Origin of the sequence: Microcystis sp. LEGE 00066, from assembly GCF_015207925.1 — a bacterium.
Taxonomy (GTDB): Bacteria; Cyanobacteriota; Cyanobacteriia; order Cyanobacteriales; family Microcystaceae; genus Microcystis; species Microcystis ichthyoblabe_A.
In genome coordinates this window covers 1-3914 of sequence record NZ_JADEVX010000282.1, presented here as the reverse complement: position 1 = coordinate 3914, position 3914 = coordinate 1, and the positions used below count along the sequence as shown (strand labels likewise).

5 protein-coding genes and 1 pseudogene are annotated in these 3914 nt (G+C 45.1%); 2 read left to right on the top strand and 4 right to left on the bottom strand.

Annotation, left to right across the window (positions count from 1 at the left end):
- The first annotated feature begins 226 nt into the window (after positions 1 to 226).
- The gene (locus IQ224_RS22385; RefSeq protein ID WP_036401618.1) at positions 227 to 601 is read left to right on the top strand and encodes a hypothetical protein; all 375 of its coding nucleotides are present in this window, start codon (positions 227 to 229) and stop codon (positions 599 to 601) included.
- Here the strand turns inward: IQ224_RS22385 and cbiB are convergent.
- From cbiB to IQ224_RS22370, 3 genes are read right to left on the bottom strand one after another with little or no spacing between them, the layout of a single operon-like run.
- Entirely contained in the window at positions 542 to 1522 is a 981-nt protein-coding gene (gene cbiB, locus IQ224_RS22380) for an adenosylcobinamide-phosphate synthase CbiB (RefSeq protein WP_002745455.1), read from the bottom strand. The two genes, IQ224_RS22385 and cbiB, sit on opposite strands and share 60 nt — an antisense overlap.
- A 2-nt stretch (positions 1523 to 1524) precedes the next feature.
- Positions 1525 to 1998 carry a GFA family protein gene (locus tag IQ224_RS22375; RefSeq protein WP_110980741.1) on the bottom strand — a complete coding sequence of 158 codons (474 nt, stop codon included), beginning with the start codon at positions 1996 to 1998 and terminating at the stop codon, positions 1525 to 1527.
- Positions 1946 to 2389: an RrF2 family transcriptional regulator gene (locus IQ224_RS22370; protein ID WP_002745459.1), complete on the bottom strand. Its 444-nt coding sequence runs from the start codon at positions 2387 to 2389 to the stop codon at positions 1946 to 1948. The genes IQ224_RS22375 and IQ224_RS22370 overlap by 53 nt, the downstream gene beginning before the upstream one ends.
- A 300-nt stretch (positions 2390 to 2689) precedes the next feature.
- On the opposite strand from IQ224_RS22370, the gene IQ224_RS22365 reads away from it, so the two are divergent.
- Positions 2690 to 3079, top strand: coding sequence for an AbrB family transcriptional regulator (locus IQ224_RS22365; RefSeq protein ID WP_002737568.1), 390 nt, complete (start codon positions 2690 to 2692; stop codon positions 3077 to 3079).
- Positions 3080 to 3246: 167 nt separating this feature from the next.
- Here IQ224_RS22365 and IQ224_RS22360 read toward each other — a convergent pair.
- Positions 3247 to 3427, bottom strand: a pseudogene (locus tag IQ224_RS22360) (transposase); the annotation flags it as partial.
- Positions 3428 to 3914 lie beyond the last annotated feature (487 nt).

Here is a 3914-nt window from a genome sequence, read left to right as displayed (position 1 = left end):
GGGGAGAATAAATAAAATAATCTCCTATCTCCTGTCTCCTGACTCCTGAATACTGACGACCGCCGACCGCCTCCTGCCCCCTGCCTGATCTCAACTTATCCAACAAGGTTTTTAGATTTATTCAGCAGACCCTAAATACGCGGGCAGCTTCTTAGATTTCTTTCCCCGACACTTTCAAGTCGGGAATCTAGGCTAAAATTGGCATAACTCGACCATCGCCTCGATCATGTTCTTTTTTGTCCTCGGCTTCAATCTAGGCTTAACTTTATTTAATTGCTTTCTAGTCTGGAAATTGTGGCAATTGCGGCGAATTTTAGGGCGAGTGACCAAAATTTTAAACCGGGTGGAACGACGTTTACACCACATTTTTTACCCCGCCCCGGAATATATTGTCATCGCCGGGGCGAAAACCTATTATCTCCGACAAAACTATCAACGCATCTGCGGACAGATACAGATACTGCAATCCCTATTCTTGACCTTCTCCCTGATTATCCGTTACTGGCAGCGTCAATCCCGTCAACGCCGTCGCCTCTGGTCGCTAAAATTGAGCAAAATCTCTAGCAATCAAGCAGCTGACAGCGATCGCCAGCCAAAGTAATACACAAGTACGAGTTAAATTCAAAGCCTGTTCGACGGTTTTGACGGTAATCGGGTTGAGGTTATCGCCCAATAAAGGTTTTTCCACAATCTGGCCTCGATATTGATTTTTTCCCCCCAATTGCACCCCCAAAATCGCCCCATAGACGCATTCACTCCAACCGGAATTAGGACTAGGATCCCGACGGGCATCGCGCCAACAAATGCTTAAAACCCGCCCCGGCCGGCCCGAAATTAGGGCGAGAGTTAAGACCGTTAAACGACAGGGTAGCCATGTCAAAACGTCCTCGCTTTTGGCACTAAACCAACCAATATGGGTGTAGGGTGGCCGACGATAGCCAATCATCGAATCGAGGGTACTAGCGGCTTTATAAGCGCAAGCGAGGGGTACTGGTCCCACCCCCAGAAAAGCACCGAGAAGGGCATAAAAAAGCGGCGCGGTAACTCCATCCACACCATTTTCACTGACGGTTTCTAATAGGGCGCGAAGGATTTCTTCTTGGCCGAGATTATCTGTGTCGCGACCAACGTATAAACTTAGTTGGCAACGAGCTAAGGTGATATTTTCCGCTTGTAAAGCTGCGATGACTGTTTCGGCAGCCCGGCGTAAACTTCTACCGGCTAAACAACTAGCCAAGAGAATCACTTGTACTAGGCAACTCAGCAGCAAATTGACCTGACCTAACCATTGGATTCCTAGCCAAGTTAAGACCCCAGCCAAAATAATTAAACCTAGTCCCAGAATTATGCCCGCTAAACGTTGGCAAATTTTTTCCTGCGTCCAATTAAGAATAACTTTGGTGGCCACGGCAATAATCGCCCCCATCACCTGCACTGGATGAATCCACCCCCAGGGATCACCGATCAGATAATCTAAAACCGCCCCTAATACTAAAATGATCGCCGTTGCCGTTCCCTTCACAATTACTCCCTTTTCCCATCGATATCCCGAATTTTCTCGATATTGTCTTCCCAGTTAGCCCCATCAAAGAACTGAATCTGAAAATCTTCCAAGACATTGCCATCCAAACAGCGCAGGTTTATATCTATAGCGTCAGGATGGGAGCGGGGACGATAGAAAGGATGAATACCACAAACACGACAAAAATAATGTTGGGCTGTGTGGGTATTAAATGTATAGGTACTTAAAAAATCTTCACCGCTTAGGAGGGTAAATTGTGCTGAAGGAACAATCAGATGCAGAAAACCTTTTTTCTGACAAATCGAACAATTACAGTCTAGAGCTTGATCATGCTCGATCGCCACTTGAAAACGGATCGCTCCACAGTGACAACCTCCCCCATAAATCTTTGCTTGTTTTGTTGCTGTCATAACTTCTAAACTACTAAACAATAAAGCTGGTTTCCTCTCCCCTAGCGGCGATCCAGCTACGCGCATCGTAGTATAAATCCGCTAAGGTAATCTTCCCCAGGGCCTCTTTTAATTTCTCGTGGAGGTGTTTCCAGATAGTAAATGTCACCCAATCTTCTGCCTGTTCGTCCTTGGGATGATAACCTGATAATGGCTCGATCGTCTCTCCCACTGCCTCCAAAATTTGCCCCAACGAGATACGATTTGCCGGCCTAGCCAACTGATAACCCCCTTGCGATCCCCGAAAGGAACGAACTAACCCCGCTCGTCGCATTTCTATCAGCAATTTCTCTAGATAAGCAGCCGGGATATCTTGACGCAGGGCGATCGATTTTACCGATACGGGAGTTCCCCTCGGTTGTAAACTAAGATCCAGCAAGGCTTTAACACTATAGTGACCCCTAGTTGTTAGCTTCATTATCCCTCATTTTTACCTCTTTATCTCTATCCTAGCCCCTGCTCTCATTGATGAGAGAAAGGCTAACCTCCCTTACCCCGGCATCTCGATCAACATTGATAAATTCTGTTAAGATTTTGATCGAGAGATAGAGTCTAATCAATTACAATCAATTTCCCCAAGCAAGTGACAATTTTTAGTTTATACCGTGTAATATAAGTGTAGAGATCAATCGTAACCCGATTGTTTCTGGTCAGGGAGAGCAATTCTCCTCGACTAGCCTTGATGACCCTAACCTTTACTTATCTACTGCAAACTTAAATGAACACAACTACTAATCCAGAACCCCTGACTGGCCTCGAACTAATTGAGAAAGTTAAACAGCTAGGCAACCTCAGCAAAGAGGAAAAAGCCCGGGAATGCGGCTACTATACCATGACAAAAAATGGTATTGAACGCGTTAATATGATGAAATTTCTCAATGCTTTAATCGATGCTGAGGGAATTGACTTAGATAGCAGTGCCAATGGTCATGGACGAGGTGGGCGCTCGGCCAGCTACCGGATCAGTGTCCAATCAAATAATAATCTCCTGATCGGTTCGGCCTACACCAAAAAAATGGGACTCAAACCGGGAGATGAATTTGAAATTACTTTGGGGAGAAAACATATTCATCTCAAGCAAGTTGGTGCCAGCGACGACGACGAATAGCCATAATTAAGGAGAGAGCCGTTTCACTCTCTCCTTGCCATTAGATAGGGTCTGCTGAAAAATTCGCTCCAGAAATCATGCTATTGAATGCCACTGATTTGTCGCCCAATTGATAAGTTTTACTTAGGCAAAACAAATTTAAACATAATTTTTATTAAAGAGAACGACTATCTTAGTTCATTTGTTCGCAAAAAAGCCAGAAAGACAAAAAAAGCCCAAAAAAACTGCCGAAGCAGTTGGGAAAGATTGACAACCAAAAAGATAATAGCAAGGACAGTTCCTGAAGTTTCAGGTAGTTTTGTCATGACCAGATTGAAACTAAAATCTTCTCTTAGCTTGTCCGGACTTTCTGGGAGCATCTCAGATGTGCAGAAATAACGACAATCAACAATGATTAGTCATCCTTAAATTAGTACGAATGTATGAACAACCGCATCTAAGCATCCCACTGCAAAAGCTAATCTGCAGCGGGATTGAGGAAAAAATCGCCATTAAGCGCGAATTTTAGCAGATAGTTTCCCTGGAAAAATCCCCACTGGGTAGATTGACAAAAATCAGATGCAGCCGCAGGTAGGGCTGGCTGAATAAATCTAAAAACCTTGTTGGATAAGCTGTTCGTAATTTCAATTGCTTGTTGAGATCAGGCGGTCGGCGGTCGTCAGTATTCAGGAGTTAGGAGATAGGAGACAGGTTTTGGGGGTTGGGGTTTTGGGGTTTTAGTTCAATTTCCCCGCTTCCCCCTGCAACGGCCCGACTGAGCGTCGCCGAACGTCGCGCACGAAGTGGTCTCCCCAATTCATAATTCATAATTCCCACTCCCCCTACACCCTACACC

Excerpts from the sequence above, each read along its gene's own strand:
- IQ224_RS22375 (WP_110980741.1), bottom strand. The coding sequence starts at position 1,998 with ATGCGCGTAGCTGGATCGCCGCTAGGGGAGAGGAAACCAGCTTTATTG.
- IQ224_RS22370 (WP_002745459.1), bottom strand. The coding sequence starts at position 2,389 with ATGAAGCTAACAACTAGGGGTCACTATAGTGTTAAAGCCTTGCTGGAT.
- IQ224_RS22385 (WP_036401618.1), top strand. The coding sequence starts at position 227 with ATGTTCTTTTTTGTCCTCGGCTTCAATCTAGGCTTAACTTTATTTAAT.
- IQ224_RS22365 (WP_002737568.1), top strand. The coding sequence starts at position 2,690 with ATGAACACAACTACTAATCCAGAACCCCTGACTGGCCTCGAACTAATT.